Here is a 19,084-nt window from a genome sequence, read left to right as displayed (position 1 = left end):
CCCTGCCGTAGCGCGACTCGCTGAGCCCCTTCCGCCAACAAGTCTCCATCTCCCTGACGATGGGCAATCTTTCGCAGCAACTCACCGATATCTTCCGCCCTCGGAAATTCACCGCGCGCTTCTCCCCATGCCGACAGAGTTGCCGCCGCCGAGATGGTATCCATCCCGAGCTGGTTGCAGAGGTTGTTGGAATTGACGATGGTACGCAGGTCTTTGATATTATTGAGCGCTCCGAAATGATTGACCGTTTCATATTCGGGCAGCGGGATGCCGTCCTGCGTGCTCTTTTTGCATTGAATGGGACAGCCATAGCAGCCATGGTTTTTCGGCTGATACTCTTTGCGAATCGCGGGCCCCGAATATTGCCCGGCAGCTTCAAAATAGGTCTTGCGGAAGTTCTCGGTCGGCGCCATCCGTCGCTGAGCCATCAGGTCAACCAGCGCAGGTGTTCCGTATTGCGCGATCCCCAGATCGCCATAGATCACCGGCGAGGCCTTGAACAATCGGATCACATCCTTGCGGGCATGGTCAAAGCGCTCCTTATCGGCCAACTCGGTCTTGGTGTCGCCATCAACGACAATCGCCTTCAGACGCTTGGCCCCCATCACCGCACCGAGCCCCCCTCGCCCAACCGAGTTCCCCTCGCCCATCATGATATTTGCGTAGAGCACCCGGTTTTCTCCGGCCGGACCGATGGCAGCGACGCTGCCATACGCGGACAAGGCACTCACCGTTTCGCCGACTGTCAGCCCCCAGAGTTTCTTCGCGGGAAGTAATTCCGCACCTTGCGGACCGATCTGTAAAACCACCGGCTGATTGCTCTGGCCGACGATCTTCAGCGCATCGTACCCAGCAGCCTTCAAACGCCAAGCAAACCGCCCACCAGCGGAGCAATCGTAGATGGTGCCGGTCAAGGGAGACCGAGAGACAACCCCCAAGCGCGCGGCAGTCGGTGCCGGAGTCCCGCACAAGGGACCAACAGAAAAAATAATGGGGATTTCAGCAATGAATGGATCGAGGTGGAAATAATCGCGCATCAGCCGGACACCAAGCCCACGACCACCGAGATAATTCTGCAGTATTCCCTCGGGCAGAGCTTCTTCCCAAGCTCGACCTAGCGACAGATCAACCTTTAATAGCCGGCCATGCCAGCCGTTCATTGCACAGACTCCAGAACTGGAGTGCCGGGCGGCAAGTCCTTTTTAGCAATCTGTTCGGTTTGGCGTTTTTCATCGAACAGGGCGATAAAAGGAGCGGCTGTCTCCCGAAATTGATCCATCTGCGCTCTGGCAACCGCTTTGGAAGATGGTACCTTGATCCGCGCAGGGTTGACAGGGGCGCCATTTAACTTCATGCGAAAACAGAGGTGCGGCCCGGTTGCCAAACCGGTACTGCCGACATAGCCAATCACCTGTCCTTGGCTAACCTTCTTGCCCCGTTTCATGCCTCTGGCAAAACCAGTCATATGCAAATAAAGGGTTGAATAACCATTGCTGTGCCGTACTTCGATAAAATTACCGTTCCCCTTCGTGTAGCCGATCCGCTTAATTGTCCCATCACCGACCGTTTTGATCGGCGTTCCCTTCGGGGCGGCATAGTCGATGGCCGGGTGGGCCTTCCAGGTATTAGTGATCGGGTGGAAGCGCTTCATGGTAAATCCGGAAGATATCCGGGTAAAGGAGAGCGGTGCCTTCAAAAACGCTTTGCGCACATTTTTGCCATCTTCGTCATAGTACTGGGTGCGGCCCTCTTCGTCCTCGAAATGAAACGCTCGGTAAACCTTTTTCTGGTTAACAAACTCGGCAGCCAGAACGCGGCCGTAACCTGCCGGCTGCCCTTCCCGAAAGCGTTTTTCCACCAAAGCCTGAAAAGTGTCACCAACACGCAGATCAAGGATAAAATCGATATCCCAGGCGAAAATATCCGCCAGAGCAATGGCCAGCTTTGAATCTTCACCGATCTCAGTGACCGCATCGAACAGGCTGGTTTTGATGACACCCTGTATCAACTCACGTTCGACATCATAGATGATCGGTACCTTTTCCATCCTGGTCTCGTCATCTTCACGCTGAATCACCAGTTGTTCCAGATCGTCGATCTCATAGGTAAAGCTGTCGAAAGCCCCATCGGAGGTGCAGATTTTATAAGGTTGCCCGGCACAGATTTTGGTGAATGGAAATACCTCTTTGCTGCGCTTATTCAGCTCGTAAATTTCCTGCGGAGAAAAATAATCACCAAGCAACACAGAGATCGTCTCACCCGACTGAACCTGCTTTTCAACCTCACGCAGCACAGGTTTTGGAGTCTGGCCGGCGGTTATTTCCGTCGGTGTAGCAACTGGGGGAGTACTCGCTTCGAGCTCAGGGGCAGAACCACTATTGAAAAAAAGGGCTACTGCGACCAGAACCGACAAAAGTCCAAGAACAACCGGGAGAGAACGGCTACTGACACGGCGACGACGGGCGAAAGTGAAGGTTTTGCGAGGTGGTTGAAAATCGTGATTCAGACTCATGAACAAACCGCGCGGGTTTTTGCAACAAAAACCCTTAATAAATACTGTTAGATAAAAAGCTCGAATTAGCAGACAATAGCATTTCCCGACACGATCTGTCCAGAAAACAGAGGGCTGAAATTATTGCCAGCTTCCACACTTCCGGTTAACATAGCGGGCAATCTTCGCTAAAGACCAAAAAGGACACCACATGATCAACAGACAACGGATTATCGACGAATTCGCCACCTTGGCAGGCATCGACAGTCCCTCCTATCATGAAGGGAGGATTGCCGAGTATTTAGCCGATCGGCTGGAAGGGCTTGGAGCAACGGTTGAGTTAGACAGCGTTGGAACCAAAATCGGCAGTGAAACCGGCAACTTGATTGCCCGCATTCCTGGCACCAAGACAGGTGGGCCGCTATTAATTTCCGTCCACATGGATACCGTGACTCCGGCAAAAAACGTCAAGCCGGTCCTGAATAACGGCATCTTTACCAGCGCCGGCGATACAATCCTCGGCGCTGACGACAAATCTGGAATCGTCGAAGCGATTGAAGCGATTGAAGTATTGCGCGAACAACAGATCCCCCACACTTCACTGGAAATAGTTGTCACGGTCTGCGAAGAGCAAGGCTTGCTCGGAGCCAAGAATCTCGATTTTTCCAGACTTACAGCCAAACAGGGAATCGCTCTCGATACTACCGGGGTCGATATCGTGATCAATCGGGCTCCGGCCGCGAACCGTTTCAAGGCAGATATTTTCGGCCACGAGGCTCATGCCGGGGTCTGCCCGGAGCAGGGAGTTTCCTCTATCGAGATCGCCAGCAAAGCGATCGCCAAAATGGAACTCGGTCGTATCGACCATGAAACCACCGCCAATATCGGTACCATCGAAGGCGGGTTGGCATCAAACATCGTTCCCCGATTGGTCACTCTGCGAGGGGAAGTCCGCAGCCACGATGCCGACAAACTTCGCAAACAAACGGAACAGATTGTCAAAGCGCTGGAGGAAGAGGTCGACAAAGCAACCATCTACATTGACGGGAGCAGCAAGCGTGCCTCAATCGCACTGGAATTGGTGGAGGACTTTCCACTGATGCAAGTGGCGGAGGAGGCGCCGATCCTGAAAATCATTCGCGAAGCCGGGGACGCACTGAACCGTCCACAACAGATCAAAGCTGCCGGTGGCGGTTCGGATGCCAACATCTACAACGGTCAGGGGATCGATATGGTCATCATGGCGACCGGCATGGCCAAAGTCCACACCATCAATGAGCAGGTCAGCGTCGATGACATGTGCAAAGTAGCCGAACTGTTGGTTGAAGTCATTCGGCGGGCCTGATTGAAGATGCAGCTTGCCAACCACATCCGAGCGATTCAACCACCGCCGATCACCGAAGTAAAAAGCTGGATCGCCAACCGCAGTTTTCCCGACGAAAAACCGCTGGTCGACCTCTGCCAGGCGATCCCCAGCTATCCACCTCCAAGGGAACTGATCGAGCATCTGAAAAACAGCTTGGAAGATGAGCAAACCTTTAAATACAGCCCAGACGAAGGGTTGCCGGAGGTCAGGGAAGCGGTTTGCGACTGGTATCGGCGTCGCTATCTTGGCGCGCCAAGCAATGCACAACTCTGCCTTACCATCGGCGCCAGCCAAGCCTTCTGGCTTGCCATGACCTGCCTCTGTGAACCGAATGATGAAGTCATCGTCCAGCTACCGGCCTATTTCGACCATCCGATGGGATTGCAGGCCCTCGGAATAAAGCCGGTCTTTGCCCCTTTCGAACCAGAGCGCGGAGGGCTGCCAGCAACCGATGTCATCGCCGGGCTGATCACCGAAAAAACCAGGGCAATCCTACTGGTGACACCGAGCAACCCGACCGGAGCGGTTATCCCGTCAGATCAGATCGAGGAGCTGTTTCTCCTGGCCCGGGAAAGAAACCTCTGCCTGGTCCTGGATGAAACCTACAACGCCTTCGTCGATGCCCCCCCGCACGCGCTTTTCACCAGAACCGACTGGCCGCAACACTTCGTCCAGATCGCCTCTTTCGGAAAAACCTTTTCGTTAACCGGTTTACGTTGCGGTGCCCTGATCGCCAGTGAGGATCTCATCACACAAGCGTTGAAGGTACAAGACACCATGGCGGTTTGCCAACCACGCACAGCGCAATCAGCATTGCGGTTCGGCTGCCAGCACCTGGATGCCTGGGTCGATAACAACGCTGCTTTGATGCGTAAACGACATGACCTGTTTCGGGATAAATTCTCATCTGCCGATATCCCCTTCGAAATCGTTGCCAGCGGTTCTTTTTTTGCCTGGATCAAGCATCCATGGCCGGAACTGACCGCCCGCCAGGTTGCTAGAAAGCTTGCAGAGCAAGCCAATCTGATTTGTTTGCCGGGAGAAGCGTTCGGGCCGGGAATGGATGCGTATCTGCGCCTTGCGTTCGGCAATATCACTGCAGCACAGATTGACACTGCCGTGAACAGATTCGTAATTAACCATTAAAGCGAGACCTCTGCCACAGACAACAGGATGATACATAAACCTTCGCCGACAGAGCGAACCTAATAGACGTAAAGAAATTCAACCATGTCAGATGCCCCGATCTACACTCTCCTGCCGCAGCTTGCACAGCTGTTCACAACAAATTCTACAGTCGTTTTGCAGGCACCGCCCGGTGCGGGTAAAACAACCCGGGTTCCCCTGTTTCTGCTCGAATCAGAGTGGCTGGCCGGAAAATCGATCCTGATGCTTGAGCCGCGTCGTCTGGCGGCCAGCAACGCAGCACGCTACATGGCCCAACTCTGTGGTGAAGCTGTCGGACAAAAGATCGGTTACAGCATCCGCTATGAGCGCAAACATTCGGCGACCACCCGGCTCGAAGTGCTGACCGAAGGGATTCTGACCCGACGTCTGCAAAATGATCCCGAGCTTGACGGCGTGGGGCTGGTTATTTTCGATGAATTTCACGAACGCAATCTTCAATCCGACTTGGCGCTGGCCCTCTGCCACGATGCACAAACCGGTCTGCGCGACGATCTGCGCATCCTGATCATGTCGGCTACCCTCGATGCCGCTCCCCTTGCCGAGAAACTGCAGGCACCAATCTTGACCAGTGAAGGACGCAGCCATCCGGTCAAAATCGAATACCTCCCCGGCAAGCAGCAATGGTCACTGATCGAGTCGTGCCGGGCAGCAATACACCGCGCGCTTCACGAGAGGACTGGCGATCTCTTAGTCTTCCTGCCAGGAGAAGCGGAAATTTCCCGTTGTCATCAGCAGCTTGCTAATCTGACAGATGTCATGGTCTGTCCGCTTTACGGAAAACTGCCTTTTGCGGAACAGCAAAAAGCGATTCTTCCGGCCCCAACAAGAAAAATCGTTCTGACGACAAACATTGCGGAAACCAGTTTAACCATCGAAGGGATAAGCGTCGTGATCGACAGCGGTTACAGTCGCCAGCCCCTTTTCGACACAGGCACCGGCATTACCCGACTGAAGCTGGGAAGGATCTCGCAAGCCAGCAGTGCACAGCGTAGCGGACGCGCCGGACGACTCGGCCCCGGCCACAGTTATCGGCTCTGGAGCGAAGGGTTGCAGCAGGCGTTGCTCCCCTTCACCCCGCCAGAGATCAGAGCCGCAGATCTGGCGCCACTGGCTCTCGACCTTCTGGCATGGGGCGTCAAGGAACCGGGCCAGCTGTTCTGGCTCGATCCCCCCAGCCCTACCGCGTGGCAGCAAGGGCTCAAACTGCTTGAACTGCTCGGCCTCATCGACCAACACCAGCAGTTGAACGACATCGGCACCCGAGTGGCAAAGTTGCCGGTCCACCCACGTCTGGGCAGGCTGTTGATCGCTGCAAAGGAACAACATCTATTGGGACTCGGCTGCGATCTGGTCGCCCTGCTGAGCGAGCCCGACCCATGGTTCACTAAAACAGCCAACAAACAGAGCGACAGCGACCTGCTCGATCGGCTGGAAGCCTACTGGCGGCATCCGCATTCCAAAGAATTTTCCGCCATCGCCCGTGCCTGCCGTTACTGGCGTCGTTATTTCAAATTCAACGGACCGGCAGAAAGCGCAACAACAGAGCAGCTGGCCACCCTGCTCGCAACAGCCTACCCGGACCGCATCGGCAAACCTCGCCAACCCGGATCAAAAAATTATCTGCTCAGTTCCGGCCAAGGAGCGCTGCTGGGAAACAAATCCGCCCTGCAATTCCCTGACTTTCTTATCGCTGTTGATATGCGTTCGAAAAATTCGGGCGAAGCGGAAATCAGTTTGGCTAATGCTGTCACAGCGGAAACACTGTGCAAACTTTTTCCGCAATTACCGTGGCAACAGCACTGCTTTTGGGATGCCAAAGAGGGCCGGGTGATCACCTGCGAGCAGCAACGGATTGGCGAACTGGTTATCAACCAGCGTCAGGGGAAAGCCCCCCAGGCAGACATCCAGCAAGCGGTTCTCTCTGCTGTGCGTAGCGAAGGACTGCAGCTACTTGATATCAACAAACAGACGCAAGCCTTTTGCCAGCGCCTGCGCTTTCTGCACAGCCAGTTTCCGCAAGATTGGCCCGATGTCTCAGAGCAGTCCTTGCTCAATAGCCTTGAAGACTGGCTACTCCCTTTTCTCGGCGACAGCCGCAACCGCAACGACCTGAAAAAAATCGACCTGCTTACGGCAATCCGCAGTCAGCTCGACTGGCACCAGTTGCAACAACTGGAGAAACTCGCCCCGGAAAAATTGGCTGTCCCGAGCGGCTCGAAGATCAGTTTGCAATATCCCCTCGACAATCCGCCGGTACTGGCGGTCAAGCTGCAGGAGATGTTCGGTCAGAACGATTCACCGAAGGTCGCTGGCGGTCAGGTCCCGGTAGTGATTCATCTTCTTTCACCCGCCGGCCGCCCCTTGCAAATTACGCAGGATTTGAGACACTTTTGGGAGCAAAGTTATCCGGAAGTGCAAAAAGAGATGAAAGGCCGCTACCCGAAACATCCTTGGCCAGATGACCCAACGAATGCGCAGCCGACTGCTAAAACAAAGCGCAAACTGGCACAACAGGAGGAATAAAATGACCTACGCGAACTTGCTGCTTGAAATCGAAAACCAGGTTGCCCTATTAACGATCAACCGCCCAAAAGCTTTGAATTCCCTTAACCCACAGACCCTAGATGAGCTGAGCCAAGCGATCGCCGCGCTTCAGGAAAACCCCGAGGTCAAGGTGATTATCATAACCGGTGCGGGTGAGAAGGCATTTGTCGCCGGCGGCGATATCTCCGTGATGCAGCCCCTCAACCCGCTCGAAGCGCGCCAAGTCGCCCGCCAAGCGCAGCAAGTGTTCAACAATATCGAATATGGCGCCAAGGTCGTGATCGGTGCGATTAACGGATATGCCCTCGGCGGCGGTTGCGAGCTAGCGATGGCCTGTGACATCCGGATCGCCTCGGACAACGCCAAATTCGGCCAGCCGGAAATTAACCTCGGCATCATCCCCGGCTGGGCCGGTACCCAGAGGTTGCCGCGACTGATCGGCAAGGGCAAGGCCAAGGAACTGATGTTCACCGGAGAAATGATCAACGCCGCAGAAGCTGTCCAGTTGGGGTTGGCAAATCATGCAGTCCCACAAGCCGATCTCCTGAAAACCGCGAAGCAAATGGCAGAAAAGATCGCCGCGAAACCGCAGGTCGCCGTCCGGCTGGTCAAGGAAGCGGTCGACAAAGGAATCGAGATGGAGAGCCAAAAGGCCTTCGCCTACGAAGCAGAGCTGTTCGGACTCTGTTTCTCAACCGAGGATCAGAAAGAAGGGATGGACGCATTTTTGGAAAAACGCCCGCCAGTGTGGAAAAATCGCTAAATTGATATTCGGAAGGAAGTTAATTACTAAAGCTGCCGTTTACGCAGTGCAGACTTAATTTCATCGACGCAACGATAGGGAACCTTCATTTCCCGAAATCCACTGCCGATTTCGATGTTCGAGCCGGGATCGCCGTGAAAATCGGAGCCACCGGTTATGATCAGTTCGTGTTCTCGGGCCAGTTTGATCAACCAGTCGGTATCTTCCATGTTGGAACCATTATTGTACACCTCGATGCCGTCAAGACCGAGGCCAACCAGCTCGACGACCAGCTTTTCCAGCAAGCGCCGTTCGCGGGTAATATATGGCGGGTGCGCCAACACGGCGACCCCGCCACTTTGCTGAATCAGCCGGATCGCTTCATCGACCGGAAAATAGCGCTTCGGCACATTGCAAGGCACCAAATAGCGGTTGAAGGCCTCTTCGTTATCGGCGACATAACCGGCCGCTCGCAGCGCCTGTGCAATATGCGGTCTGCCGATTGTCCCCCCGGCCAGCCGGCGAACCGCCTGCGGATCGAGCGGCGCCCGCCCTTCCCCGGCCAGCTTTTCGTTGACCCGATCGATGATCTGCCGGTTGCGCCCGGCCCGAAACTCCTGAAACTCGCTCAATTCGCGGTTCAGGTATGGATCCTGGGGATCGAACCCGTAACCGAGCAGGTGCATATCGTAATATTCGTACCACTGAGTCGACAACTCAACGCCGGCCAACACTTCAAGACCCTTTTCAGCTCCCAGCTTCTGTGCCACCGCGATCCCATCAACATTGTCGTGGTCAGCAATAGAAATTGCTGACAAACCGGCTTCAAGCGCCTTTTCGACCAGTTCTTCTGGAGAAAAGTACCCATCGGAGCATGTTGAGTGGATATGTAAATCAACGCGTTTCGTTTCCATAAAAGTTCCCTCGGCGGCCACATATACCATATTTGTCAGTCGCTGGGGAGAAATCATGCCCATCCCCCCCCTGATCCAGCAGCCTCCCTTTCTCGAAGAGAAAGGAGCACGCCGCACGACTATTTTTTGACCTTGAATCCCGACTTGGCAAAAGCCGCCGCAAGATCGTTCATCTTCGGTTTGCTGTCAAGTTTTTTCACTGCTTGCGGCTTCTGACGCTGGGGGATCTCGGGGGCGTCACCCGACTCCGCTTTCATACTCAGTGAAATCCGCTTGCGCTGCAGATCAACTTCCAGTACCCGGACCTGCACCTGCTGACCTACCTTGACCACTTGGTTCGGATCCTTTACAAAACGATCGGCCAGTTGGCTGATGTGGACCAACCCATCCTGATGTACACCAATATCGACAAAGGCCCCGAAGGCTGCAACATTTGTCACTATACCGTTCAGCCGCATCCCCATCTGCAGGTCGCTCACTTCAGTGACATCTTCCCGGAAGGACGAGGTGGTAAAGGTTTCGCGCGGGTCACGGCCCGGCTTTTTCAATTCGGCCAAAATATCCTGTAGGGTCGGCAAACCGACCTCGACACTAACATACCGGTTCAAATCGAGCTTGCCGAGCAGACCTGCTTCGGCGATCAACTGTGGCAACGACACACCGACATCGGCGGCCATCTGCTCGACCAGCGCATACCGCTCCGGATGGACGGCGGTATTATCAAGCGGCTGTTCTCCGTTGCGGATACGCAGAAAACCGGCGGACTGCTCAAACGCTTTCTGCCCGAAGCGCGGCACATCGAGAAGCTGTTTCCGGCTGACAAACGAACCTTGCACATCACGCTGGCGAATGATCGACTTGGCCAAAGACTCACCAATTCCGGAAACAAAGCTAAGAAGCGCCCAACTGGCAGTATTTAGATCAACACCAACATAGTTAACACAGGATTCGACAACTTCATCGAGCGCCTTTTTCAGCGCGGTCTGACTGACATCATGCTGGTATTGCCCGACGCCAATACTCTTCGGGTCGACTTTGACCAGCTCGGCAAGCGGATCCTGCAAGCGCCGGGCAATAGAGATGGCCCCACGAACAGTCAGATCAAGGTCGGGAAATTCTTCGCGGGCGATATCGGACGCCGAATAGACACTGGCCCCAGACTCGCTGACCATCACCACCGGCAGTTTCAGCCCAACCTCTTTGATGGTTTGACGGACAAACTGGTCCATTTCCCGCCCGGCGGTGCCGTTGCCGATGGCGACCATTTCGGCCTGGTGGTTTTGCAGCAGGCGCAAAATTTCCTGTTTGGCCGTCTCAACCCGGCCGCTGCCGGCATGTGGGTAGATAGTGACATGCTCCAAAAACTTACCGGTTTCATCGACAACCGCCAGCTTGGAACCGGTCCGCAAGCCAGGATCGACTCCCAACACCCGGCGGCTACCGGCCGGGGCTGCCAGCAAAAGGTTGCGCAGGTTCTCGGCGAAGACCCGGATCGCTTCATTATCAGCCTCTTTTTTCGCCTGCAAGCGCAACTCTACTTCAATCGATGGCGCAAGCAACCGATGGTAAGCATCCACGATCACCGCTTGCAGCCACTTGCGGCAGCCGCTATCGGTCGGTATCAGCAATTTGTCGAGTCGCTGCAAGATCTCTTCCTCCGGCGCAAAGATCGACAGCCGCAACACCTCTTCTTTCTCACCACGTCGCATCGCCAGCATCCGGTGTGATGGCACTTGCCTGATCGGCTCGTTATAATCGTAGTACATTTCGTATTTGCTGACGGTACCCTCTTTACCGCGCACCGGCTGCGAACGAAACTCGCCCTTCTGCCAGGTCAACTCACGGACCAGCGCCCTGGCATCGGCATTATCGGAAAACTGCTCGGCCAGGATATAACCAGCCCCCTCCAAAGCCGCCGCGCTATCACAAATTTCCTTTTCAGCATCAATAAATGCTGTTGCCAATTGCTCCGAATCGACTTCTTCGGTTGCCGTCAACAGCTGTTCAGCCAGCGGCTCAAGTCCTTGCTCACGGGAGATGGTCGCTTTGGTTCGCCGCTTCGGCTTGTAAGGCAGATACAGGTCTTCCAGTTCTGTTTTCTGCTTACAGGCGAGAATTCTGGAGCGCAATTCGGCTGTCAGCTTCCCCTGCTCTTCAATCGTCTTGAGAATCGTTATGCGCCGTTCGTTCAGTTCCTTATGATAAATCAGGCGTTCTTGCAGCTGCCGGATCTGCACTTCGTCCAATTCGCCGGTCACCTCTTTCCGGTAGCGGGCAATAAAAGGAACCGTCGCCCCTCCTTCCAACAGGTCAACCGTTTGAGCAACCTGATTTATTTTTAAGCCGGTTTCCTTGGCCAACAATAGTGCGATTTCTGGTGTTGCAACTTCTGTCATACAGGTTAATTCCTCGTCTTGGCAAATAAAGGTGCGCGATGTTAACACGCAGCAGAGTGTTTGCAAAGGGATCGATACTTGACCATTGCCGCTGCAGCGTGTACACAATGGAGAAACTGCTGCCGATACAGGATACCGATGTCACCACTTCTTGATGTTCGAAATCTGCAAAGTTATTTCTTCACCCGTTCTGGACTGGTCAAAGCGGTCGATGATGTCAGCTTTTCCATCGATAAGGGGGAAACTCTGGCACTGGTCGGCGAGTCAGGCTGTGGCAAATCGATGACCGCCCTCTCGCTGTTGAGATTGTTACCAGAACCGGGTCGAGTCGTCGGTGGAGAAATAGAGCTTTCGGGACACGACATGCTGCACCTGCCGGAAATCGAGATACGCCGCATCCGCGGCAACGAAATCTCGATGATTTTCCAGGAACCTATGACCTCCCTCAACCCGGTGCTGCGCATCGGCGAACAGATTGCCGAGGTGCTTCGCCTGCACGAAGGTCTGAGCGATCGAGATGCCCTCTATAAAGCAGCCCAACTGCTCGAGCAGGTCGGCATCTCCGACTCGCGACACCGGCTGCGTGACTACCCACATCAACTCTCCGGCGGGCAACGCCAGCGGGTGATGATCGCCATGGCCCTGGCGTGCGACCCGCAGTTATTGATTGCCGACGAACCAACGACGGCCCTTGACGTCACCATCCAGGCCCAGATTATGGATCTGCTTTGTCAACTTAAAGAAGAGCGACAGATGGCCACTCTGCTGATCAGCCACGACCTCGGTGTAGTCGCCAGCAATGCCGACAAACTGGCGATCATGTATGCCGGGAAAATCGTTGAGAGCGGTCCGGTCGCCACGCTGTTCGACAACCCGCTACATCCTTATACCCAAGGTCTGCTCGCTTGTATTCCGAAGCTGGGAAACAAAGAAGCGCTGAAAACCATTGCCGGGCAGCTACCGAACCTGCGGGAGCATCACGAAGGTTGTCTGTTCATCGACCGCTGCGATGCCCCCTCTGCCCCCTGCGGACATCATGCGCCGCAACTACTTGAGATCGAACCGGATCATTGGGTTCGTTGCTGGAGATATTGATCATGGCGCTGCTTGAGGTGCGCAATTTACGTAAAAGCTTTCGCACCACCGATTCGCTCGGCGGCAAACGGCAACGACTGGTCGCGGTTGACGATGTCTCCTTTTCGTTGGAAGCTGGGGAAACCCTTGGATTGGTCGGCGAATCCGGCTGCGGCAAATCGACCACCGGCAAACTGATTTTGCAACTGCTGCAGGCAGAGCAGGGTCAAGTTCTGTTTGACGGCACCGATTTAACCGGCCTCTCCCCCCGCCAGATGCGCCCCTATCGTCGCCAATTACAGATGATTTTTCAGGATCCCTTCTCCTCGCTCAATCCGAGAATGACGGTTGGCGAGATTCTGAGTGAACCCTTTATCATCCATAAGCTGGCACCAGGAAGGCAGATCCGTGAACATGTCGTGCAACTGCTCGAGAAAGTCGGTTTGACTGCTGACCACCAGCAACGCTACCCGCATGAATTTTCCGGCGGTCAGCGTCAGCGGGTCGGCATCGCCCGGGCACTGGCTGTTCAACCACAGGTGATTGTTGCCGACGAGCCAGTTTCAGCCCTCGATCTTTCAGTGCAGGCGCAGATTCTCAACCTGCTGCGCAAGATCCAACAGGAAAACAATCTCAGCTATCTGTTCATCGCCCATGACCTTGCGGTCATCGAACATGTCAGCAACCGGATTGCAGTCATGTACCTGGGGAAAATAGTCGAGCTGACCAGCGCCACAGAATTGTACCGGGCACCACGCCATCCATATTCAGAAGCGCTGCTGAATGCAGTCCCAATACCCGATCCGGAGCAAGCAAGGCCAACCCCGCTTTCTGGAGAAATCCCATCTCCGGTCTCGCCTCCAAGCGGATGCTATTTTCATCCACGCTGCCCGTATGCCGATCAGCTCTGCCATCAAGAAGCACCACTCCTGCAAGACACCGGCAACGGCCATCTTGTCGCTTGCCATCATTACGAGCAGGTTGGTCGATTTCTTCGTTACAGAATCCAAGCTTGACAACCTGTGCCACGGATGGCACAATCCACCGTCTTTAACCGAAGGGTTGTGCCATGTCGACAGCAAAAAACACTGGTCCGATCACGACCATCCGAGAACGTTGCCGCAAATGCTATGCCTGCATACGCAAGTGTCCAACCAAGGCGATCGGCGTTTTTCAAGAAGCGGCAGAGGTAATCCATCACCGCTGTATCGGCTGCGGGAAATGTATCCGCGTCTGCTCACAAAAGGCCAAAGTCATTGCCGATGCGATCAAGAAAACAGAGAATTTACTTAACGGCAAAGTTCCGGTCGTTGCCGTACTCGGCTGCTCATTTCCAGCATTTTTTCATGATGTCGAACCGGCACAGATGGTCACCGCATTAAAAAAGCTCGGCTTTGATGAGGTTCTGGAAGGGACCGCCGGGGTCGAACTGATCGCCACAGAATACCGCGAACTGATCAACAAAAAGCTCGATTACCCGTTGATCTCCAGTCATTGCCCAACCGTTGTCGATCTGATTGAGCGGCACCATCCGCGCCTGTTAAGGAATCTGGTCCCGATCGTCTCCCCGATGGTTGCCACCGGCCGTTTTATCCGCGCACACCGCCAAGAAGAGGTTAAAGTGGTCTATATCAGTTCCTGCATCGGCGGAAAATTCGAAATATCCTCGGAATCGGTTCGGGGCGCCATCGACACAGTGCTGACCTACAGCGAACTGAACCGGATGCTCACCGAACGGAAAATAGACCCGCATCGCCTCAACAGATCCCCCTTCGCCGGGCTACCGACCAGTAGTGGACGGACCTTTTCCATTTTTGGTGGACCATTCAACAACTTCGGTATCATCAACAACGGGCTTGACCCCAACTTTGTCGCAACAGTAGGAGAAGAGGCCAGCCTCGAGGTCATCCTTGACCTGGCCGCCGGCCGAATCTCTCCCCAGTATGTCGATGTCCGCTTTTGCAACGGCGGCTGTATCGGCGGCCCTGGCCGTACCAACCGGCTTACCTCCTTTTCCAAGCGCAACCTGATCATCAACTACCGCAAACAGACGATCCCCTATCAGCCATCCGCGCATTACCTGAAGGTTCCCGATCAATTGAGCTTCGAACGCAGCTTCAGCAACCGACAGCACAACCTGGAACGTCCCAGTGGAGATGCGATCAGGCGGATTCTTAATGAAACCGAGAAATACAACGAGCAAGAAGAGCTGAACTGTGCCAGTTGCGGCTACGAAACCTGCCGTGAGCATGCGATTGCCGTTTACCAGGGCTTGGCCGATATCCGCATGTGCCTCCCCTATTCTATGAACCGACTTGAGGCGGATCGCACCAACCTGGAGCAAAAATATGAACTTGCCCGGCGCGCCCTTGACCAGGAATATGCCGGCACCAAAATTATCGGCAGCGACCCTCGAACCCAAGGGGTGCTACATATGATCAAGCAGGTCGGGCCGACGCCAACTTCGGTTCTGATCCGTGGCGAAAGCGGCACGGGTAAGGAACTGACCGCCCGTGCGATTCATGAAGCCAGCCTGCGCGCCGACAAACCGCTGGTGACCGTCAACTGCACCACACTGACCGACAGCTTGTTGGAAAGTGAACTGTTCGGACACAAAAAGGGGTCTTTCACCGGAGCCGTTAACAACAAAAAAGGCCTGTTCGAAGCAGCCGACGGGGGAACTATTTTTCTAGATGAAATAGGAGATATTACCCCGAAACTGCAAGCAGAGTTGTTGCGCGTTCTTGACAGCGGCGAAATCAAACCGGTCGGCAGCAACAAAACCATAAAGGTTGATGTCCGAGTTATCGCCGCCACCAACAAACAGCTGGAAGAAGGAATTGTAGATGGCTGGTTCCGCGAAGATCTGTTTTACCGGATCAACGTCTTCACCATTACCCTGCCTCCGTTGCGCAATCGTCTCAGCTCGCTACAGCACCTTGTTGACCACTTTCTCAGTCACACGGCCCGCAGGCTGAATAAAACGATTCACAAAATCGATGACAATGCCAGACAAGCGCTGATGTGCTATCACTGGCCGGGAAATATCAGAGAATTGCAAAATATCATTGAAAGAGCAGTTGTCTTATCCCCTGACCAAATCATTCACCTGGAGCAACTTCCGGTGATTTTCGGACAACTGCTGAGCAAGCAGCAAGGAGAAATGACTGCTACGGGAACAGGACTGCGCCAGCAACGCGACCAGCAGACAAGCAAAATTGAAGCTGATCTCCTGATTCATTTTCTTCGCGAATCAACTGGAAATGTTTCTGCTGCCGCCCGACTGGCCGGCATCCCCCGCAGAACGTTCTACCGAATGCTGCAAAGACAGAACATCGACTGCAAAGCCTACCGTGACAAAAAATAAATTGATGTGTCAATATGTGCACATTCCACAAACACATATGCCATCCGTGACACATGGCCATTTTGCCAAATTGGGTTGGCGATTAGGCCAATCCTGCTGAAAGCACCCGTTACATGTGTCACCAATGGCACATGTACAAAAAGCACACCTATTACAAAGCCACGAAACAAGCCATTTACAGTTCTAATTTTTAAAAACAAAAAGCTGGCATACTTGTTGTATATAATCAAACGAAATGCATAGGGATTCATCCCGTTCCCGCCCGAACGGACCAGAAACATCCCTCTTCCGCCGTCAAGGACCTCTCTCCCCTTGACGGCGTTTTTTTTAAATTCGCAATAAACAGATTTTTCGGCTAGAATATAAAAGTTTTAATTTTATGCGTCTCTTTATGGCCATCACATGATACCAAAAGTGCACAAAAAAACGGATCGAAGTCTCGGATTAAGCACCCTTGAAGATATCAGTGCACTTATCCTGCAGTCTCATGATTTGGATGAAACCCTCAGCAACATCGTTGCCTTGGTCGCTGAACGCGCGTCTTCAGACGTTTGCTCGCTTTACCTGCTTGACGATGACGCAATAACGCTGCGCCTGCGTGCCACCCAAGGTCTTGACCCTGCCTCCGTTGGCACTGTCAGCCTGAAAATTGGCGAAGGTCTAACCGGACAAGTTGCAAAAGAGCAGCGGATTTTGGCCCTTGAAGAACCACAGAACCATCCGCACTACCGCTACTTCGCCGAAACCAAAGAAGAGCAGTTTCACACCTTTGTTGGCATTCCTCTGTTCGATCGCAGCCTGACAGTAGGCGTATTGGTCGTACAAACCAGAGAACCGCGCAGTTTTACTGATGAAGAACTCTCCACATTAACAACCATTGCCTTTCAGGTTGCCTCGATCGTCGTCAATGCTCGGCTGCTTGACACCATCGACTACAAGCAGTTCTTGGGAGAACCCAAACCCCCGATCGGCCCAGAGGAACATGAAAAATCCCCCTCAGGACAGCTACAAACAGTTCTGCGTGGCAAAATTGCCTACCCTGGTGTAGTTACCGGGCGGGCCAACCTGATCGATCAACAGCTCGGCTTTGCCGATATCTTTGATGAAAAAGATGTCGACACGGATGTTGAACTGAAAAAACTGGATGAAGCGCTACGCAAAACCCGCATCCAGACCCTCTTCCTTGAAAAGAAGGTTGCTGACCGCTTAACCCAGGAAGATGCTGCGATATTTCATACCCACCTGATGATACTTGAAGATCGTGGCTTTATCGAACGTATCCATGATTGCATCGAAGAAGAACACAGCGCTCCCTATGCCCTGAAAAAGGTTATCGGCGGCTACCTTGAAGCCTTCGCCAAAATGGATGATGCCTATTTGCGCGAACGGGCTGCGGACATGGAGGATATAGGCCGTCGGTTGCTTGCCAACCTGGTCGGCCAGGAAACGGAAGGACTACACCTGACCCATGCAGGCATCCTGGTTGCCAAGCGCCTGTTGCCATCCGACATGGCGATTCTCGACCATGAGTTAATTCGCGGCATGGTTATCGAATCGAACGAGGCCAATTCTCACTCAGTGATAATGGCGAAAGCACTTGGTATCCCGGCGCTGATAGGTGTGAAAGGAGCGGTGTCACAAATTGTCCCTGACAGCGAGTTGATCCTCGATGCCAACGCCGGAACGATCTATCTCAATCCGAGCGACTCGATCCTCGACGAATATTTTCGCCTTGAGCATGATCGAATCCAGGAAAAAGAGCGGCTGGACAAGTTGCGTGACGTCCCGGCAAAGACCCGCGACGGGCAGCGGATTTTACTGCGCGCCAACATTGGCTTAGTCAGCGACATCACGATCGCTCGACGCAATGGTGCTGAAGGGGTCGGCCTGTACCGCACGGAGTTCCCCTACATGGCGCGCAGCAATTTTCCAGGGCGCGAAGATCAATACCAACTTTACAAGCGGGTCATCGAAGAGTTTGACGGCGCTCCCGTCACTATTCGCACCCTCGATATCGGCGGAGACAAAGCACTACCTTATTTTACCCCCCCCCACGAAGACAATCCATTTATGGGGTGGCGGTCCGTCCGAGTCAGTCTAGACAACCGGGAAATTTTCCAAACTCAGATTGAATCGATTCTGATGGCCGCTATCCACGGTCCGATCCGCCTGCTTTTCCCGATGATCTCCAACATCGAGGAAATCCGCACCTGCAAAGAAATCATCAACGATGCAAAAATCAATTTGGAGCGACTGGACATTCCTTTTGCTCCCGACGTACCGATCGGAGCAATGATCGAAGTTCCCGCCGCGGTACGCCTTGCCCCCCATCTGGCGAAAGAGGTCGACTTCTTTGCCCTTGGCACCAACGACTTGGTTCAATACCTGCTTGCCGCCGACCGCGGCAACGTTTTGGTGGAAAAATATTATGACCCACTCCATCCGGCAGTTTTGCTTTCGCTGGAGTATCTGGCAGCTGTGGCCAGGGAGCACAACATAGACATCTGTCTGTGCGGAGAGATGGCAACCGACCCAGTTTGTTTAAAGATGTTGATCGGTATCGGCATCAATCAATTCTCCATCTCCGCTCCATACATCCCACGCTTGAAAGAATTCATCGGTCTGCTCGACACAAACGAAGCGGAGCAGGTCGCCCAAAAGGCCTTGACCATGGCTGATGGAAAAGAAATTCGCGCCCTCTTGCAAAGCAGTATCAACAAGCTGTCGATTTCTTAGCATCCCACATCCACTCATTTCGAGGTCTAAAAACCGGAATCCTACCGCAGAAAACCACAGACCCCGATCAAATTGTGCTTTTCTCTCCGGGTGGCGAAAACTTGAATCGGCCCACTCTTCCTTGCAATCGAGTAGGGTGAGGTGGGTTGATCAATACCCACCTCATCCCTCTCACAGAACCGTGCGTACGGGCCTCGTACACGGCTCCTGTCCATCCTCCCTCAATCACGCTGAGACAGGCGGGGTCTACAACGCTCCCTCCCCTG

At 54.0% G+C, this 19,084-nt stretch carries 12 protein-coding genes; 8 read left to right on the top strand and 4 right to left on the bottom strand.

Annotated features, from left to right (window positions below):
• A partial coding sequence (locus Q7J88_RS08115) for an aldehyde ferredoxin oxidoreductase N-terminal domain-containing protein (RefSeq protein WP_303721667.1) occupies positions 1 to 1,160 on the bottom strand: 1,160 nt, incomplete at its 3' end.
• The gene (locus tag Q7J88_RS08110; protein ID WP_303721666.1) at positions 1,157 to 2,512 is read right to left on the bottom strand and encodes a peptidoglycan DD-metalloendopeptidase family protein; all 1,356 of its coding nucleotides are present in this window, start codon (positions 2,510 to 2,512) and stop codon (positions 1,157 to 1,159) included. The genes Q7J88_RS08110 and Q7J88_RS08115, both read right to left, overlap by 4 nt.
• Before the next feature lie 190 nt (positions 2,513 to 2,702).
• Between Q7J88_RS08110 and Q7J88_RS08105 the strand changes: the two genes are divergently transcribed.
• The 4 genes from Q7J88_RS08105 (at position 2,703) to Q7J88_RS08090 (ending at position 8,352) form a co-directional block, all read left to right on the top strand.
• Positions 2,703 to 3,836, top strand: a complete 1,134-nt coding sequence (locus tag Q7J88_RS08105; protein ID WP_303721665.1) for a M20/M25/M40 family metallo-hydrolase — start codon at positions 2,703 to 2,705, stop codon at positions 3,834 to 3,836.
• 6 nt (positions 3,837 to 3,842) lie between these two features.
• Positions 3,843 to 5,003, top strand: coding sequence for an aminotransferase (locus Q7J88_RS08100; RefSeq protein WP_303721668.1), 1,161 nt, complete (start codon positions 3,843 to 3,845; stop codon positions 5,001 to 5,003).
• Between the two features lie 84 nt (positions 5,004 to 5,087).
• On the top strand, positions 5,088 to 7,568 hold the full coding sequence (hrpB, locus tag Q7J88_RS08095) for an ATP-dependent helicase HrpB (protein WP_303721664.1): 2,481 nt from the start codon (positions 5,088 to 5,090) through the stop codon (positions 7,566 to 7,568).
• Between the two features lies 1 nt (position 7,569).
• A complete protein-coding gene (locus tag Q7J88_RS08090) occupies positions 7,570 to 8,352 on the top strand; it encodes an enoyl-CoA hydratase-related protein (protein WP_303721663.1) in 783 nt (260 codons plus the stop codon).
• Positions 8,353 to 8,378: 26 nt separating this feature from the next.
• Here the strand turns inward: Q7J88_RS08090 and Q7J88_RS08085 are convergent, their stop codons facing one another.
• Both Q7J88_RS08085 and Q7J88_RS08080 read right to left on the bottom strand, forming a co-directional pair.
• Positions 8,379 to 9,245: a PHP domain-containing protein gene (locus Q7J88_RS08085; RefSeq protein WP_303721662.1), complete on the bottom strand. Its 867-nt coding sequence runs from the start codon at positions 9,243 to 9,245 to the stop codon at positions 8,379 to 8,381.
• A gap of 119 nt (positions 9,246 to 9,364) precedes the next feature.
• The gene (locus tag Q7J88_RS08080; RefSeq protein ID WP_303721661.1) at positions 9,365 to 11,641 is read right to left on the bottom strand and encodes a Tex family protein; all 2,277 of its coding nucleotides are present in this window, start codon (positions 11,639 to 11,641) and stop codon (positions 9,365 to 9,367) included.
• Positions 11,642 to 11,779: 138 nt separating this feature from the next.
• Here Q7J88_RS08080 and Q7J88_RS08075 point away from each other — a divergent pair, with 138 nt between their 5' ends.
• The 4 genes from Q7J88_RS08075 (at position 11,780) to ptsP (ending at position 18,818) form a co-directional block, all read left to right on the top strand.
• Complete coding sequence (locus Q7J88_RS08075) at positions 11,780 to 12,736, top strand: ABC transporter ATP-binding protein (protein WP_303721660.1); 957 nt, start codon at positions 11,780 to 11,782, stop codon at positions 12,734 to 12,736.
• A 2-nt stretch (positions 12,737 to 12,738) separates the two neighbouring features.
• Complete coding sequence (locus tag Q7J88_RS08070; RefSeq protein WP_303721659.1) at positions 12,739 to 13,731, top strand: ABC transporter ATP-binding protein; 993 nt, start codon at positions 12,739 to 12,741, stop codon at positions 13,729 to 13,731.
• A 53-nt stretch (positions 13,732 to 13,784) separates the two neighbouring features.
• Positions 13,785 to 16,082, top strand: a complete 2,298-nt coding sequence (locus tag Q7J88_RS08065) for a sigma 54-interacting transcriptional regulator (RefSeq protein WP_303721658.1) — start codon at positions 13,785 to 13,787, stop codon at positions 16,080 to 16,082.
• 414 nt (positions 16,083 to 16,496) lie between these two features.
• Positions 16,497 to 18,818 (top strand): phosphoenolpyruvate--protein phosphotransferase, encoded by a 2,322-nt coding sequence (gene ptsP, locus Q7J88_RS08060; RefSeq protein ID WP_303721657.1) that lies wholly within the window; start codon positions 16,497 to 16,499, stop codon positions 18,816 to 18,818.
• Positions 18,819 to 19,084: the final 266 nt, after the last annotated feature.

The sequence above is a fragment of the Malonomonas rubra genome (assembly GCF_003247215.1).
GTDB classification, from domain to species: Bacteria; Desulfobacterota; Desulfuromonadia; order Desulfuromonadales; family Geopsychrobacteraceae; genus Malonomonas; species Malonomonas rubra_A.
Note: the sequence above shows the minus strand (reverse complement) of the source record. Positions and strands in the feature narration are given on the sequence as shown.